The organism is Stenotrophomonas maltophilia (assembly GCF_004920835.1).
Classification (GTDB): domain Bacteria; phylum Pseudomonadota; class Gammaproteobacteria; order Xanthomonadales; family Xanthomonadaceae; genus Stenotrophomonas; species Stenotrophomonas maltophilia_AQ.
In genome coordinates this window covers 1-14,268 of the sequence record NZ_QFHO01000029.1, presented here as the reverse complement: position 1 = coordinate 14,268, position 14,268 = coordinate 1, and the positions used below count along the sequence as shown (strand labels likewise).

General features: G+C 66.9%; 16 protein-coding genes. 11 read left to right on the top strand and 5 right to left on the bottom strand.

The genetic code is table 11. The features are described from left to right. Positions 1-119: 119 nt before the first annotated feature. Genes DI041_RS17195 through DI041_RS17185 form a run of 3 tightly spaced genes read left to right on the top strand, consistent with a single transcriptional unit; the run spans position 120 to position 3,586 of the window. The gene (locus tag DI041_RS17195; protein WP_046984371.1) at positions 120-1,025 is read left to right on the top strand and encodes a segregation and condensation protein A; all 906 of its coding nucleotides are present in this window, start codon (positions 120-122) and stop codon (positions 1,023-1,025) included. 13 nt (positions 1,026-1,038) lie between these two features. After that, a complete protein-coding gene (gene scpB / locus DI041_RS17190; RefSeq protein ID WP_046984372.1) occupies positions 1,039-1,914 on the top strand; it encodes an SMC-Scp complex subunit ScpB in 876 nt (291 codons plus the stop codon). Then, positions 1,907-3,586: a pseudouridine synthase gene (locus tag DI041_RS17185; RefSeq protein WP_046984373.1), complete on the top strand. Its 1,680-nt coding sequence runs from the start codon at positions 1,907-1,909 to the stop codon at positions 3,584-3,586. Before scpB ends, DI041_RS17185 begins: the two co-directional genes overlap by 8 nt. 115 nt (positions 3,587-3,701) lie before the next feature. Here the strand turns inward: DI041_RS17185 and DI041_RS17180 are convergent, their stop codons facing one another. Beyond that, entirely contained in the window at positions 3,702-4,490 is a 789-nt protein-coding gene (locus tag DI041_RS17180; protein WP_046984374.1) for an AraC family transcriptional regulator, read from the bottom strand. A 90-nt stretch (positions 4,491-4,580) separates the two neighbouring features. Between DI041_RS17180 and DI041_RS17175 the strand changes: the two genes are divergently transcribed. Further along, positions 4,581-5,735: an MFS transporter gene (locus tag DI041_RS17175; protein ID WP_136639500.1), complete on the top strand. Its 1,155-nt coding sequence runs from the start codon at positions 4,581-4,583 to the stop codon at positions 5,733-5,735. Between the two features lie 78 nt (positions 5,736-5,813). Here DI041_RS17175 and DI041_RS17170 read toward each other — a convergent pair whose 3' ends face one another. Beyond that, a complete protein-coding gene (locus tag DI041_RS17170; protein WP_012511621.1) occupies positions 5,814-6,221 on the bottom strand; it encodes a hypothetical protein in 408 nt (135 codons plus the stop codon). 353 nt (positions 6,222-6,574) lie between these two features. On the opposite strand from DI041_RS17170, the gene DI041_RS17165 reads away from it, so the two are divergent. After that, on the top strand, positions 6,575-6,868 hold the full coding sequence (locus tag DI041_RS17165; RefSeq protein ID WP_046984376.1) for a hypothetical protein: 294 nt from the start codon (positions 6,575-6,577) through the stop codon (positions 6,866-6,868). Here the strand turns inward: DI041_RS17165 and DI041_RS17160 are convergent. The 3 genes from DI041_RS17160 to DI041_RS17150 all read right to left on the bottom strand — a co-directional run bounded on the left by DI041_RS17160 (position 6,855) and on the right by DI041_RS17150 (position 9,361). Further along, positions 6,855-7,289 carry a hypothetical protein gene (locus tag DI041_RS17160; RefSeq protein ID WP_046984377.1) on the bottom strand — a complete coding sequence of 145 codons (435 nt, stop codon included), beginning with the start codon at positions 7,287-7,289 and terminating at the stop codon, positions 6,855-6,857. The genes DI041_RS17165 and DI041_RS17160 overlap by 14 nt on opposite strands. 103 nt (positions 7,290-7,392) lie before the next feature. After that, entirely contained in the window at positions 7,393-8,199 is an 807-nt protein-coding gene (locus DI041_RS17155; protein WP_136639499.1) for an amidohydrolase, read from the bottom strand. Between the two features lie 13 nt (positions 8,200-8,212). Further along, positions 8,213-9,361: a pyridoxal phosphate-dependent aminotransferase gene (locus DI041_RS17150; protein ID WP_005410338.1), complete on the bottom strand. Its 1,149-nt coding sequence runs from the start codon at positions 9,359-9,361 to the stop codon at positions 8,213-8,215. A gap of 186 nt (positions 9,362-9,547) precedes the next feature. Here DI041_RS17150 and ccmA point away from each other — a divergent pair, with 186 nt between their 5' ends. From ccmA to DI041_RS17120, 6 genes are read left to right on the top strand one after another with little or no spacing between them, the layout of a single operon-like run. Next, on the top strand, positions 9,548-10,177 hold the full coding sequence (ccmA, locus tag DI041_RS17145) for a heme ABC exporter ATP-binding protein CcmA (RefSeq protein ID WP_005413987.1): 630 nt from the start codon (positions 9,548-9,550) through the stop codon (positions 10,175-10,177). Continuing rightward, positions 10,174-10,869, top strand: a complete 696-nt coding sequence (gene ccmB / locus DI041_RS17140) for a heme exporter protein CcmB (RefSeq protein WP_006456616.1) — start codon at positions 10,174-10,176, stop codon at positions 10,867-10,869. Before ccmA ends, ccmB begins: the two co-directional genes overlap by 4 nt. A 43-nt stretch (positions 10,870-10,912) precedes the next feature. Continuing rightward, positions 10,913-11,683: a heme ABC transporter permease CcmC gene (ccmC, locus tag DI041_RS17135; RefSeq protein ID WP_006378253.1), complete on the top strand. Its 771-nt coding sequence runs from the start codon at positions 10,913-10,915 to the stop codon at positions 11,681-11,683. Then, complete coding sequence (locus tag DI041_RS17130) at positions 11,680-11,868, top strand: heme exporter protein CcmD (protein WP_046984380.1); 189 nt, start codon at positions 11,680-11,682, stop codon at positions 11,866-11,868. The genes ccmC and DI041_RS17130 overlap by 4 nt, the downstream gene beginning before the upstream one ends. Continuing rightward, positions 11,865-12,326, top strand: coding sequence for a cytochrome c maturation protein CcmE (gene ccmE / locus DI041_RS17125; protein WP_136639498.1), 462 nt, complete (start codon positions 11,865-11,867; stop codon positions 12,324-12,326). Before DI041_RS17130 ends, ccmE begins: the two co-directional genes overlap by 4 nt. Next, entirely contained in the window at positions 12,327-14,246 is a 1,920-nt protein-coding gene (locus DI041_RS17120) for a heme lyase CcmF/NrfE family subunit (protein ID WP_065724273.1), read from the top strand. Positions 14,247-14,268: the final 22 nt, after the last annotated feature.

Here is a 14,268-nt window from a genome sequence, read left to right as displayed (position 1 = left end):
CTGTTTGATATGTGTGGAAGCGCGCCGATCCCGGCGTGTCTGGTGCCCTGGGGCTCCGTGGCGTTGGCCCGGTGAACCCGGTGCCGCGACTGGTCCGTTGCAATCCTGATGTCCATTAGATGACTTCCGAACTCGCGCTCGACGCGAACCCGCCAACCCGGCCGCCCGCCCCCCAGCAGCAGGAAATGCCGCTGGCCGTGGTGCATGGGCAACCAGTCCTGCAGATTCCGCAGGACCTGTACATCCCGCCGGATGCGCTGGAAGTCATCCTGGATGCCTTTGAAGGCCCACTGGACCTGCTGCTGTACCTGATCCGCCGGCAGAACCTGGACGTGCTGGACATCCCCGTGGCCGAGATCACCCGGCAGTACGTGGAATACATCACGGTGATGCGCGAGCTGCGTTTCGAGCTGGCCGCCGAGTACCTGGTGATGGCCGCGATCCTCGCCGAGGTGAAGTCGCGCATGCTGCTGCCGCGCCCGGTCAGCGAGGAAGGCGATGAGGCCGACCCGCGTGCCGAGCTGGTACGCCGGCTGCAGGAGTACGAACGTTTCAAGCAGGCTGCCGAGGACATCGACGCCCTGCCCCGCCAGGACCGCGATACCAGCCTGGCCCACGCCTTCATGCCCGAACGGGCGACGGTGAAGCTGCCGCCGCCGGTCGACCTGAAGGAAATGCTGATGGCCCTGCACGACGTGCTCAAGCGCGCCGAGCTGTTCACCGGCCACGCGATCAAGCGCGAGGCGCTGAGTGTCCGGCAGCGCATGGGTGAAGTACTCGGCCGGCTTGAAGACGGCAAGTTCTACCGCTTTGAAGGGTTGTTCACCGCCGAAGAAGGCAAGCTGGGCGTGCTGGTCACGTTCCTGGCGGTGCTGGAACTGGCCAAGGAGCAGCTGCTGGACATCGTCCAGGAAGAACCGCTGGCGCCGATCTATGTGAAGTCATTGGCCGCCGGCAACACCAACGCCCCGCTGCAGTTCAGCAGCGAGTTCGACGACAACGACGCCGCCAATGCCAACGAGTGAGCGCTGACTGCCGATGGATCAACCGCTGATCGACCGCATTGTCGAAGGTGCGCTGCTGGCTTCCAGCCAGCCGCTTACCCTGGCCCAGCTGAAGGACCTGTTCCCGGAAGAGGAACCGGCACCGCCGGGCAGCATCGAACGTGCGCTGGAACGCCTGCGCGACGCCTGCGAAGGCCGTGGCGTGGAACTGGTCGAGGTCGCCTCAGGCTTCCGCTACCAGGTCACCGGCGAAGTACACGGCTGGATCAGCCGGCTGTGGACCGAACGCAAGACCCGCTACACCCGCGCTACTTTGGAAACCCTGGCGCTGATTGCCTACCGGCAGCCGATCACCCGCGGCGAGATCGAACAGGTGCGCGGCGTGGCGGTCAGCAGCAACATCATCCAGGCGCTGGAAGAACGCGAGTGGATACGCGTGGTCGGGCACCGCGACGTGCCTGGCAAGCCGGCGTTGTTCGGTACAACCAAGGGCTTCCTGGACTACTTCGGCCTGAAGCGACTGGATGAACTGCCGCCACTGTCGGAACTGAAGGACCTGGGCGAACTGGAGCCACAGCTGTCGCTGGACCGCGATGCACCGCCCCGGGCTGGCGCCGAAGGCCCCGATGTTTCGACCGGTGGTCACGATGACGCCGCCAATGATGACACCGGCCTGGCCGGCAGCGAGACCCCCGATTCCGCCGATGCAGCCCCTGCCTCGGCCTCCGATGAGCAAGCACCTTCGCCCTTCGATGATGGGCATCCCGATTCCGCGCCGGGCGAGCGCGCGGTGCCAGTGAACGAACGCGAAGACAACGCCGTCGCGATGACGACCGTGGCTGTTGACCAAGCCGATTCCGAACCAGAGGCCGACCTCGAAACCGTCGGCCGGAGCAAAACTGATGAGTGACACCCCCCGTAACAAGCTCTCGCTGAAGCGCGAAGCCACCTCCGAACAGTTCAAATTGGAAGAACGCCTGCACAAGGTCCTGGCCCAGGCCGGCCTCGGCTCGCGCCGCGCGCTGGAACAGCGCATCGCCGAAGGCCTGGTCAAGGTCAACGGTGAAGTCGCGCAGACCGGCATGTCGGTCAAGAGCGGCGACAAGATCGAGCTGGACGGCCGTGGCTTCGTCGCCACCGCCCTGGCCGAGCCGTCGCGCGTGCTGGTCTACAACAAGCCGGAAGGCGAAGTGACCACCCGCGAAGACCCCGAAGGCCGCCCGACCGTGTTCGAGTCGCTGCCGCCGCTGAAGGGCGCGCGCTGGATCGCGGTCGGCCGCCTCGACATCAATACCACCGGCCTGCTGCTGGCCACCACCGACGGTGAGCTGGCCAACGCCATGATGCACCCGTCGTTCGAGGTCGAGCGCGAGTACGTTGTGCGCGTGCGTGCCCCGGAAGGCGAAGAGAAGGTCTCCGACGCCATCATCGACCGCCTCGGCCGCGGCGTGGCACTGGAAGATGGCCCGGCCAAGTTCGACGAGATCGAACGCATTGGCGGCACCGATTCGCACGACTGGTTCCGCGTTGTGGTGAAGGAAGGCCGCAACCGCGAAGTGCGCCGCCTGTGGGAATCCCAGGGTTGCCAGGTCAGCCGCCTGAAGCGCACCCGCTACGGCAAGGTTACCCTGCCGCGCGAACTGGCCCGCGGCCATTCGGTGGAGCTGGGCAGCGCCCAGGTCGAAGCCCTGCGTGCGCAGCTGAAGCTGGAAGAAGGCGCGCCGTCGGCGCTGACCCTGCAGCCGGTGATCGGCCAGCGCCGCGCCGCCAAGACCACCGTGCGCGTACGCGAAGGTGGCCGTGGCAATGCCTACGTCAACGGCCACAACACTGCCGATGAAGGTCGCGAGCTGCGTCGTTTCGACAACGTCCGCGAAGACCGCGGCCGTGGTCGTGGCGGCAAGGCAGGCGGCGGCTTCAAGGGCGGCCTGACGGTCAGCGGTGAAGCCGCAGCCAAGCAGTCGCAGAAGCCGTTCAAGCAGCGCGCACAGAAGAACGACCGCTCGTTGCCGGAAGGCAACCCGGCGGCATTCCGTACCTGGTATGTGCCGGACGGTGTCAGCACCGGCCCGAGCGGCCACCGCAATGCCGGTCCGGGTGCTCGTGGCCCCGGCGCACGCGGTCCGGGCGCAGGCGGCCAGGGTCGTCCATACGGCAAGCCGAAGGGTCCGGGCGCAGGCGCCGGTGGCGGCCAGGGCCGTGGCGGTTTCGGTGGTGAAGGCCGTGGCGCCGGTGGCGGCCAGGGCCGTCCGGCCGGTGCCGGCAACCGCTCGCAGGGCCAGGGCAACAAGCACCCGTACGGCCATCCGGGCAACGCCCCGAGCTTCCCGTCCGACCACGCCAATCCGGGCTTCAACCCGTATGGCAGTGCGCGTCCGGCCGGCAACGGTCGTCCGGGCGGCAACGCCAATGCACGCCCGGGCGGCAACCGCGGCGCAGGTGGCCCCGGTGGCAACCGTGGCCCGGGCGGTCCCGGCGGCAATCGTGGTCCCGGCGGCCCGGGTGGCAACCGTGGCCCGGGTGGCCCCGGCGGCAACCGTGGCCCCGGCGGCCCGCGCCGCAGTGGCCCGCGCGGCGGCTGATCGCTGACGCGAGCGACATGAAAAACCCCGGCTCCGGCCGGGGTTTTTCTTTAAAAAGGGGACGGAGGGGATTAATTCGTTTTTGCCACGGTGTGTATCGAAGGGGCGAAAACGACTAATCCCCTCCGTCCCCTTTTGCGTGGCGCTGGAAAGCGGCGGGCGTAGTGCCGGTCATGCTGCGGAAGAAGGCAATGAACGGGCTCTCGGCGGAGAAGCCGGTGTCCTGGGCCACATGCGCGACGCGATGGCCGAGCAGCAGCAGCTCCATGGCCCGCATCAGGCGCCATTGCTGGCGCCAGGCCTGATAGCTCATGCCGGTATCGCGTTGCATCAACCGACCGACGGTACGCGCGCTCAGGCCTGTGCGCGCGGCCAGCTCCCCCAGTTCGGGCGGCAGCTGTTCGGCCAGCGGCAGGCAACGTGCAATCCGCGGATCACGCGGTAAAGGCAGGTCCATCGGCGCCACCGGTGCAGCGGCGATTTCCAGCACGCACAACCCCAGTTGATGGTGCGCGCGCGGCGACTGCCAGTCATGGTCGAACGGTGCCTGCGCGATCGGCTCCAGCAAGGCCTGCAGCAGCGGGCCTACGCCGATGATCGCCGGCTGCCGGGGCAGCTGGGCCGACAGGGTGGCGTCGAAGTACAACGAACGGTAGTCGACCGCTTGGCGCATCTGCGCGCGATGGCGCAGCCCACCCGGAATCCACGCTGCGCGCGCGGGCGGCAGCAGGCTGATGCGATCACCATAGGTCAGGCGCGTACAGCCCTGTCGGGTGTACAGCAGCTGCGCGCGTGCGTGCTGGTGCCAACCCGAATCGTGATCCGCCAGTGAGGCCGCGATCCCCAGCACCGGAGCGCTCCAGGCATCGGCGTCGAAGTGCGCGTCCGGCTGCAACCAGGCCATGTCTGATTTCATACATTCGATGACAGGATAGACAGGGTGCGCCATTGCGGACGCGACCACAATGCGCGGCCCCGTTCCTGGAGCGCCCGCATGTCGCGTCGCCTGTTGTTGCTCGCCATTGCACTGCTGATGTTTCCGCAGCTGGCACAGACCCTGTACAGCCCGGCCCTGGCCGATCTAGCCATACGCTTCGCCTTGCCGCCGAGTGCCGCCAGCCAGGCCATGAGCCTGTACCTGTTCGGCTTCGCTGCGGGTGTGCTGCTGTGGGGGCGCCTGGCCGATCGTATCGGTCGTCGCCCCGCCCTTCTCTGTGGCCTCGGCGTTTTCGCAGTGGCTGCATTGGGCGGCCTGATGGCTGGCAGCTTCGGCCAGGTGCTGCTGGCCCAGGCATTGGCCGCAGTCGGCGCCGCCGCCGCTTCGGTGGTCACCCAGACCGTGCTGCGCGACCATCTGCAGGGGCCGGCGTTGGCGCAGGCATTCTCCTGGATCGGCATGGCGTTGGCCCTGAGTCCGGCCATCGGTCTTGCACTGGGCACGCTGCTGGTCGCCGCCAATGGCTATGTCGGCGTACAGTCCGGCCTGCTGCTGATTGCTGCCCTGCTGGCAGTCGCATGCCTGGCAGGGCTGCGCGAAAGCCGCCCTGTACAGATCCCGCACACGCCCATGCTGCCGCTGCTGCGGGAACTGCTGCGCGATCGCTGGATCTGGTCACACGCGTTGCTAGTGATGGCCTTCAACGTCGCGATGTACAGCTGGTATGTACTCGGCCCCTTCGTGTTTGCGCGCCTGCACTGGCCAGCCACCTGGTTCGGCGCCAGCGGCGCGGTGCTGGCACTGGGTTCGGCATTGGGCGCGTGGGGCAATGGGCGCCTGCTGCGTGCAGGCGTTGCCACAACCACGCGCATCCGCATCGCCGCAGGACTGGTTCTTACGGGAGGCCTGCTGGCCGCGTTGCTGCATGATCACCCGGCCCTGGTCGCGGCGATGGTGCCGGTGGTGACGGGCTTCGGCCTTGCCATTCCCAATGTGCTCGGCCAGGCCCTGCGCGGCTATCCACATTGTCTCGGCAGCGCAGGCGCGCTGTTCGGCCTGCTCTACTACCTGTTGATCGGTGCGGCAATGGCACTGGCCGGTGCAGTGCAGCTGCTGGCACCAACCCTTATCCTGTGTGGCCTGCTGGCCTTGTGGCTGCAACGGGACAGGGCAGTTGACGGCGGAAGGCCTGGTTGTGGATCGCAACGGTGAAGGAGCCGGTCCCGCTGCCATAAGGGCAGCAGAGGCCCCGGGGGTTACGCCCCGGGGCCTGGGTCAGCGGACAATCGATTACTGCACGTTGATCACTTCGTCCATCGGCGCAAGGAAGTTGCCAGGGCTGTTGCGCGACGCCGAGATCACATAGGTCCCGGGTGTTGCGATGGTCGCGGTGCAATGGCGAATCGGCGTGGTGTTGCCACCGTCGTAATTGTCATTGGTACGGCACAGGAACTGACCATTGGCATAGACCGAGAAATTACTCGTTCCATCCACCTGGCCGCCGCCTGTGATGTAGATCTCCGATGGCGAGCCGGCCACACGCGGCAGGGTCCCGATCTCGAACCTGGCCGTCACCGGATGCGGTAACAGGCTAGGACAGGACACAACGATGCCGCTGTCGGACAGGCAGACTTCGGCGTGGGCGATCGCGGGTGTGGCGATGAGGGCCACGAGCAGCACGGACGTTCTGAACTCCATTCCAGCGTCTCCAATGATCCCAGCAGAATCGCTGGGACGTCCCTGTTAGGCATTGCGGGGTTACTGCAAGGTCAAGGAAATGTAAATGCACTGCGTGCCCACAGCATCGGATGGGTGCAGGATCCCCTCTGGGCGGTGCGTTGCACGCCTGTACTGCTGCTGGCACCCATCCCTTCCCGATGGCTTCATGTCGATGCAGGATGCTCACCGCCGCGCGGCACTTTCCCTGCGCATCTTGACGTTCACAGCTCATGTTAGGAATTGCTGCAAACACGGGGCATTGTGCGCCACGCACGGAATTCACATCAGGGCGCTGGCTATCGTGCGTGCTCTCCCGCACAAGGCAGATGCCCATGATCACCATCACCGCCGAACAGGCCCGCGCCAACGCCGATGCCGCCAAGCGCCCGATCGAACAGTTCTACCGCGACCTCGACAACTCGATCCAGATCGGCTCGGAAAATGGCCGCCGCTATATCGTGTTCGGCTTCAGCCAGGTGATGGCCAGCGAGCAGCTCGTCGAAGACGTGGTCGCACAGCTGCTGAAGAATGGTTTCGGTGTCGAACGGTTGTTGAGCGATTCCGAACAGCACTACATCCGGATCAGCTGGGATGGCGCAGCGCAGCGCCGCCTCAACGCCGGCTGAGGGTGAACGCGGTACCGTCCACGCCCAGGTCCCAGCCCTTGCCGGTACCGGACAGGGCCAGTGAGATGTCGCCCTTGGTCATCACCTGCGCATTGCTGGATTTCATCGCACCGGCATGTGCACCGACCGATGCGTAGGTGCCCAGTAGCTGATCGATGCTGATCGCGCCGGTGAAATTGCCACGCCCGTTGGTGATCTTCGACTTGCCCACGGTCAGGCCGCCCCCCTTCATCTGGATGCGCACCGGCATGCTGGCGCCGTTGCTGCAGGTGACAGTGCCATTGCCGGAGGCAGTCTTGTAGATCAGCGACCAGCCGGACAGGTTGTAGTGCAGCTCGCAATCGAGGTTGCCGGCAGCGTGCGCGGCCGGGGCGAGCGATGCGGCAGACAGGGCCAGCAGCAGGGCGAAGGGCTTGTTCATGGCGGGACTTCCCGTTCGGTCGGACTGGCGGCGAATCTAGCAGCGCGCGCGTGCAGGTTGAATGCAGGCGCGCGCGCTGGTGCGGCAGCGTTCAGGCCGTCGCTCAGGCCTGTTCGTCCAGATGGAAGGCATCGGCATCAAGCATGGCCGGGAAGCGCGCGCGGTGTGCGGCCAGCGCCTCGGCCGAAATGGTGGTGGTGACCACCTGTTCGCGCTCGCGGATCTCCACCTGAGGCTGCCCCAGGAAATCCAGCACCGCGCTGTCACCTGCGTAGTGCAGCTGGTTGCCATCGACGCCGACACGGTTGACCGCAGCAACGAAGCACAGGTTCTCGATCGCCCGCGCACGCAGCAGGGTCCTCCATGCATAGGCGCGTGCCGACGGCCAGTTGGCGACGAAGATCTGCAGGTCGAAATCCAGCTGCTGCGGACGCTCCACGTTGTAGCGGTTGCGGCAGAACACCGGGAAACGCAGGTCGTAGCAGACCTGCGGATTGATCCGCCAGCCCTTCCATTCCACGCTCAGGCGCTCGCGACCGGCCGAATAGCGCTCGTGCTCGCCGCCATAGCGGAACAGGTGGCGCTTGTCGTAGTACTGCAGCTCGCCGTCGGGCGTGGCGAACAGCAGACGGTTGTAGACGCCCTCGCCCTCGCGCAACTGCACGCTGCCGATCACCGCCGCGTTCAAGGCCCTGGCCTGCTCGCGCACCCAGGCCACGGTCGGGCCATCCATGCCTTCGGCCTGGGCGATGGCCTCGTTGGAGAAGCCACTGGTGAAGGTCTCCGGCAGGATCACCAGGTCGGTGCTGCCGGCCAGCGGCGCCAGCAACGCACCGTAGTAGGCACGGTTGCCAGCCGGGTCGTGCCAGCGGGTGTCACCCTGGACGAGGGAAATGCGCAGGTCCTGCATGTTCAAGCCTCGCTCAGAGCAGGCGCAGGCGTTCGATCGCCGCGTCCATGGTCGCTTCATTCTTGGCAAAGCACAGGCGCACCAGGCGCTGACCAGCCGGCGGATTCTCGTAGAACGGCGACAGCGGAATGGCGGTGACGCCCTTCTCGATGGTCAGCCACTTCACGAACTCATGGTCCGGCAGATCGCTGATGGCCGAGTAATCGACCAGCTGGAAATAACCGCCCGGCACCGGCAACGCCTTCAATCGGGTGCCGGCCAGCTGCTCGCGGAAGCGGTCGCGCTTGGCCTGGTAGAACGCGCCCAGCTCCAGGTGGTGTTCGGGTTCATCGCGGATCATCGCGGCAAAGCCGTACTGCGCCGGGCCGAAACTGGTGAAGGTGTTGTACTGGTGCACCTTGCGGAATTCGGCGGTCAGCGCCGGCGGTGCGATCGCGTAACCGATCTTCCAGCCGGTGCAGTGGTAGGTCTTGCCAAAGCTGGAGATGACGAAAGCGCGCTCACGCAGTTCCGGATAGCGCAGCGCCGATTCGTGGCGGCGGCCATCGTAGATGATGTGCTCGTACACCTCATCGGAAATCAGGTAGATCTGCGTGCCACGCAGCAGCTCGGCCAGCGCCTGCATGTCCTGCGCCGACAGCATCGCGCCGGACGGGTTGTGCGGGGTGTTGACGATCAGCATGCGGGTGCGCGGGGTGATGGCCGCGCGCACGCGGTCCCAGTCGACGGCGAAGGTCTGCGGATCCAGCGACACATGCACCGCCTTGGCGCCGGCCAGGTCGATCGCCGGCTCGTAGCAGTCATAGGCCGGGTCGAGCACGATCACTTCCTCGCCGGCACGCACCACGGCGTGGATGGCGTTGAAGATGGCCTCGGTACCGCCACTGGTGACAGTGATCTCGCTGTCCGCATCCACCTGCGCGCCGTAGCAGTCCAGCGCCTTCTGCGCGATGGCCTGGCGCAGCGGCGCCACACCGGTCATCGGCGGGTACTGGTTCAGCCCGGCGGCCATCGCCCTGGCGGTCTCGTCGATCAGGCGCTGCGGCGCCGAAAAGTCCGGGAAACCCTGGCCCAGGTTGACCGCGCCGTGTTCGGCGGCGAGCTGGGACATCACGGTGAAGATCGTGGTACCGACCTTGGGCAGCTTGGTGTTCGGTTGCATCGGCCTGGGGATATGGGGAAACAGGCCCCTGAGTTTACGCAATCCCTGCTTCGGTGGTGCCGGCCGCTGGCCGGCAACCTCGGACAATCTGCGACGCTTGGTCGCGCCTGCCGGCCAGCGGCCGGCACTACCGTATGCATTCACCGCTACAATTGCCGCCGCACTCCGGCATGAAGACCCTGCCCCTTGAACACCCCTGCATTGCTGGCCGCCAGCGGCCTGAGCTTCTCCCGCAATGACGAGCCGGTGTTCGGCCCGCTGGACTTCCATGTGGACGCCGGCGAGGCGCTGCTGGTGCAGGGCGGCAATGGTGCCGGCAAGACCACCCTGCTGCGCGTGCTGGCCGGCCTGGCCCGGCCCGGTGCCGGCCAGGTGCGGATCGACGGCAAGCCGGCCAGCAATGCCGAGCGTGCACGCTATGTGGCCTACCTCAGCCACCTACCGGCGCTGAAGCCGGACCTGGATACGCTGGAGAACCTGCATTTCCTGTGCGGCCTGCACGGTCGCCGCGCGCGGCAGATGCCGGGCAACGCACTGGCCATCGTTGGCCTGGCCGGTTACGAGGACACCCTGGTGCGGCATCTGTCGGCCGGACAGAAGCGGCGTCTGGCACTGGCACGCATCTGGCTGTCGCCTGCGCCGTTGTGGCTGCTCGACGAACCCTATGCCAACCTCGACCTGGAGGGCATCACCCTGGTCAACCGGATGATTTCCGCGCATCTGCGTGCCGGCGGCGCTGCACTGGTCACCACCCACGGCGCCTATGCCGCACCGCCGGTGCGTACCCGCCAGCTCGACCTCGGCGGTGCTGCATGATCGCGCCGGGTACCGAACCGGGCCTGTGGCAGACCGCAGGTGCGCTGCTCAAGCGCGACCTGCGCCTGCTCTGGCGCCGTCGCGGCGACGCATTGCAACCGCTGCTGTTCGCGGTACTGGTGGTGGTCCTGTTCGCCCTCGCCCAGGGCCGCGAACCACAACTGCTGGCCGCCACCGCCGGCGCAGTGCTGTGGCTGGCGGTGCTGCTGGCCGGCCAGCTGTCACTGGATTCACTGTTCCGCTCCGATGCCGAAGACGGCTCGCTGGAACAATGGCTGCTGGCGCCGGTGCCACTGGCCTGGCTGGTGCTGGTGCGCGTGCTGCTGCACTGGGCCACCACTGCGCTGCCTCTGATCGTGGTCAGCCCGCTGCTGGCCGAAATGCTGCATCTGCCGCATGACCAGCTGCCGATGTTGCTGGCATCGTTGCTGCTGGGAACACCGTTGCTGAGTCTGATCGGTGGTGTGGTCGCAGCACTGACCGTAGGCATCCGGCGCTCTGGTATTCTCGTAGCGTTGCTGTCGTTGCCGCTGTACGTGCCGGTGCTGGTGTTCGGTGCAGGCAGTCTGGCGGCGGCCGGACGCGGACAGGATCCGGTCGGTGCGCTGCTGATGCTGGGCGCCGGCCTGCTGGTCGCGCTGGTGCTGGCTCCGCTGGCCACCGCTGCTGCAATACGTATTTCTCTGAGTTGACCGAGCTGAGAGCCAATCCACCCCTGCTGGATAGCCGCCACGCATGAATCCGATTGTCCGCTGGTTCCACCAACTCGGCTCGCCCCCCACGTTCGACCGATTCGCTGCCCGCTGGTCGCGGGTGTTCTACCTGGCTGCGGTACCGGTGCTGCTGGTCGGCATGTGGCAGGCACTGCTGGTGGTGCCGCCGGAAGCCAAGCAGCTGGACAGCTTCCGCATCCTCTACATCCACGTGCCCAGTGCCTGGATGAGCCTGTTCGTATTCGCGCTGATGGCGCTGTATGCCGCCATCGCACTGATCTGGCGGATCAAGGTCTGCGAGATCCTGGCCATGGCCTGCGCGCCGATGGGCGCAGGCTTCACCCTGATCACCCTGCTCACCGGCAGCATCTGGGGCAAGGGCACCTGGGGCACCTGGTGGGACTGGGACCCGCGCATGACCAGTGAACTGGTGCTGCTGTTCCTGTACCTGGGCGTGATCGGCCTGTACCACGCCATCGAGGACCGTCGCAGCGCCGCTCGCGCGGCTGGCCTGCTGGCCATCGTCGGTGTCAGCCTGCTGCCGGTGATCCGCTATTCGGTGGACTGGTGGGGCGGCCTGCACCAGCGCCAGTCGATCAACGTGTTCGGTGAATCGGCGATCAGCAGCGCGATGATCGCGCCGCTGTGGTGGATGGTGATCGGCACCAAGTTCTGGTTCGCAGGCTCGGTGCTGGCCAAGGCCCGCGCCGACAACCTCGACCGCGAGGCCGGCAAGGCCTGGGTCGGTGGCCGGGTCGATGCCGCACGCCCGGCCGGGGAGGCCCAGCCATGACCCACCTGCCTTACGTGATCGGTGCCTATGCCGTGTTCGTACTGGTGCTCGGCGCCGATGCCATCGGTTCGTGGCTGCGCCTGCGCGTGGCACGCCGCCTCGCCCTGGCACGCCAGCAGCGACAGCAGACCCGCGCCGGCAAGCAGGAAGCCGCGTCGTCGTTGCCGACGGAGCTGGAACGATGACCCCGGTACAGCGTCGCCGCCTGGTCTGGGTGCTGTTGGCCCTGCTTGCGTCCGGCCTGGCCACCGCGCTGGTGGCGATGGCACTGGAGCGCAACATCGCCTACCTGTACACGCCCTCGGAGGTGCTGCGCGGGGATGTCGATGCGCAGTCGCGCTTCCGCCTGGGCGGCATGGTGGTGAAGGGCTCCTTCAACCGCCCGGTCGGCTCGCTGGAAGCACGCTTCGAGGTCACCGACGGCGATGCTCAGCTGGCGGTGAGCACCTCACGGATCCTGCCGGACATGTTCGCCGAGGGCACTGCCGTGGTTGCCAGCGGCCGCCTGCAGGACGGAATCTTCGTCGCCGATGAAGTCCTGGCCAAGCACGATGAGAAGTATGTGCCGAAGGAAGTGGCCGACAAGATGGGCGACGCCCATCGCAAGCATGATGTGCCGGTGACGGCACCCGAGGTGCGCTGAGTGCTGCCCGAACTGGGTCAGATCCTGCTGTTGTGCGCGCTGCTGGCCTCGCTGCTGCAGGCCGGCCTGCCGCTGGCCGGTGCGCAGCGCAACAACACGGCATGGATGGCGGTGGCGCGACCGGCCGCCTTCGCGCAGCTGCTGCTGCTTGCCGGCGCCTTCGCGGTACTCACCGCCGCGTTCGTTCAGCAGGATTTCTCGGTGCGCTACGTGGCCGAGAACTCCAATTCGCTGCTGCCGATGATCTACCGCTACTCGGCGGTCTGGGGCGCGCACGAGGGCTCGTTGCTGATGTGGGCGCTGGTGCTGGCGCTGTGGACTGGCGCGGTGGCGCTGTTCTCGCGGCACCTGCCGGCGCCGGTACAAGCGCGCGTGCTGGCGGTGATGGGCGTGGTCAGCGTCGGCTTCCTCGCCTTCCTGATCTTCACCTCCAATCCGTTCCTGCGCCTGAACCCGGCGCCACTGGAAGGCCGTGACCTCAACCCGCTGCTGCAGGACCCCGGGCTGATCATCCACCCGCCGATGCTCTACATCGGTTACGTCGGCTTCGCGGTGCCGTTCGCGTTCGCGGTAGCCGCACTACTGGAAGGACGCGTCGACGCCCGCTGGCTGCGCTGGACGCGGCCGTGGACCAACGTCGCCTGGGGCTTCCTGACGCTGGGGATCGCGCTGGGCAGCTGGTGGGCTTACTACGAGCTTGGCTGGGGCGGCTGGTGGTTCTGGGACCCGGTGGAAAACGCGAGCTTCATGCCGTGGCTGGTCGGTGCGGCGCTGATCCATTCGCAGGCCGTCACCGAGAAGCGCGGCACCTTCGGCAGCTGGACGTTGCTGCTGGCAATCGCCGCCTTCGCGCTGTCACTGCTGGGTACGTTCCTGGTGCGCTCCGGCGTGCTTACCAGCGTGCATTCGTTCGCCGCCGATCCCTCGCGCGGCCTGTTCATCCTGGTGTTCCTGTCGGTGCTGGTCGGCGGCAGCCTGCTGCTGTATGCGCTGCGGGCGCCACGTCTGTCGGTGAACGCCGACGATCCGCGCCGTGGCTTCACCGCGACATCGCGCGAAACCCTGCTGCTGGCCAACAACCTGCTGCTGGCCACTGCCTGCGCGATGGTCCTGCTCGGCACGCTGTACCCGCTGCTGGCCGATGCGCTGTCGCTGGGCAAGATCTCGGTCGGCCCGCCCTACTTCGGCAGCCTGTTCCTGCTGCTGATGGCGCCGATGATCCTGCTGCTGCCGTTCGGCCCGCTGGTGAAGTGGCAGCGCGACCAGCCTTCGCGTGCATTCGCGTTGCTGGCACCATGGCTGGGACTGGCCATGTTGCTCGGCGCGCTGGCCTGGTGGCAGGCCCCACAGAACGGTTGGAAGGCTGGCCTGGGCGTTGCTGCAGCGGCCTGGGTCGGGCTGGGCACCGCCCGCTTCGTCTGGCAGCGCCTGCGCGGCAACGGCCGTTTCACCGCCGAAATGCTGGGGATGATCGTCGCCCATGCCGGCATTGCCGTGTTCCTGGCCGGCGCGCTGCTGGTGGAAGCACTCAACGTGCAGCGCGAAGTAGCGCTGGCACCCGGACAGCAGGTGGTGGTCGGCCGCCATGAAGTGCGCTTCGAAGGCGTGGACCATCGCGAAGGTCCGAATTTCATCGCCGACCGCGGCCATCTGCGCGTGTTCCGCAATGGCCGCGAACTGGCACTGCTGCATCCGGAGAAGCGCCAGTACGCCAGTGGCGGCCAGGTGATGACCGAAGCCGGCATCGATGCACGCTTCGACGGTGATGTCTACGTGGCATTGGGCGAGCCGCTGGGCAACAATGCATGGGCGGTACGGGTGCACATCAAACCGTTCGTGCGCTGGATCTGGCTGGGCGCGCTGCTGATGGCCCTGGGCGGATTCATCACCGCCGCCGACCGCCGCTTCCGTCGTCCGTAGGAGTTCCCATGTCCGAGTCCCC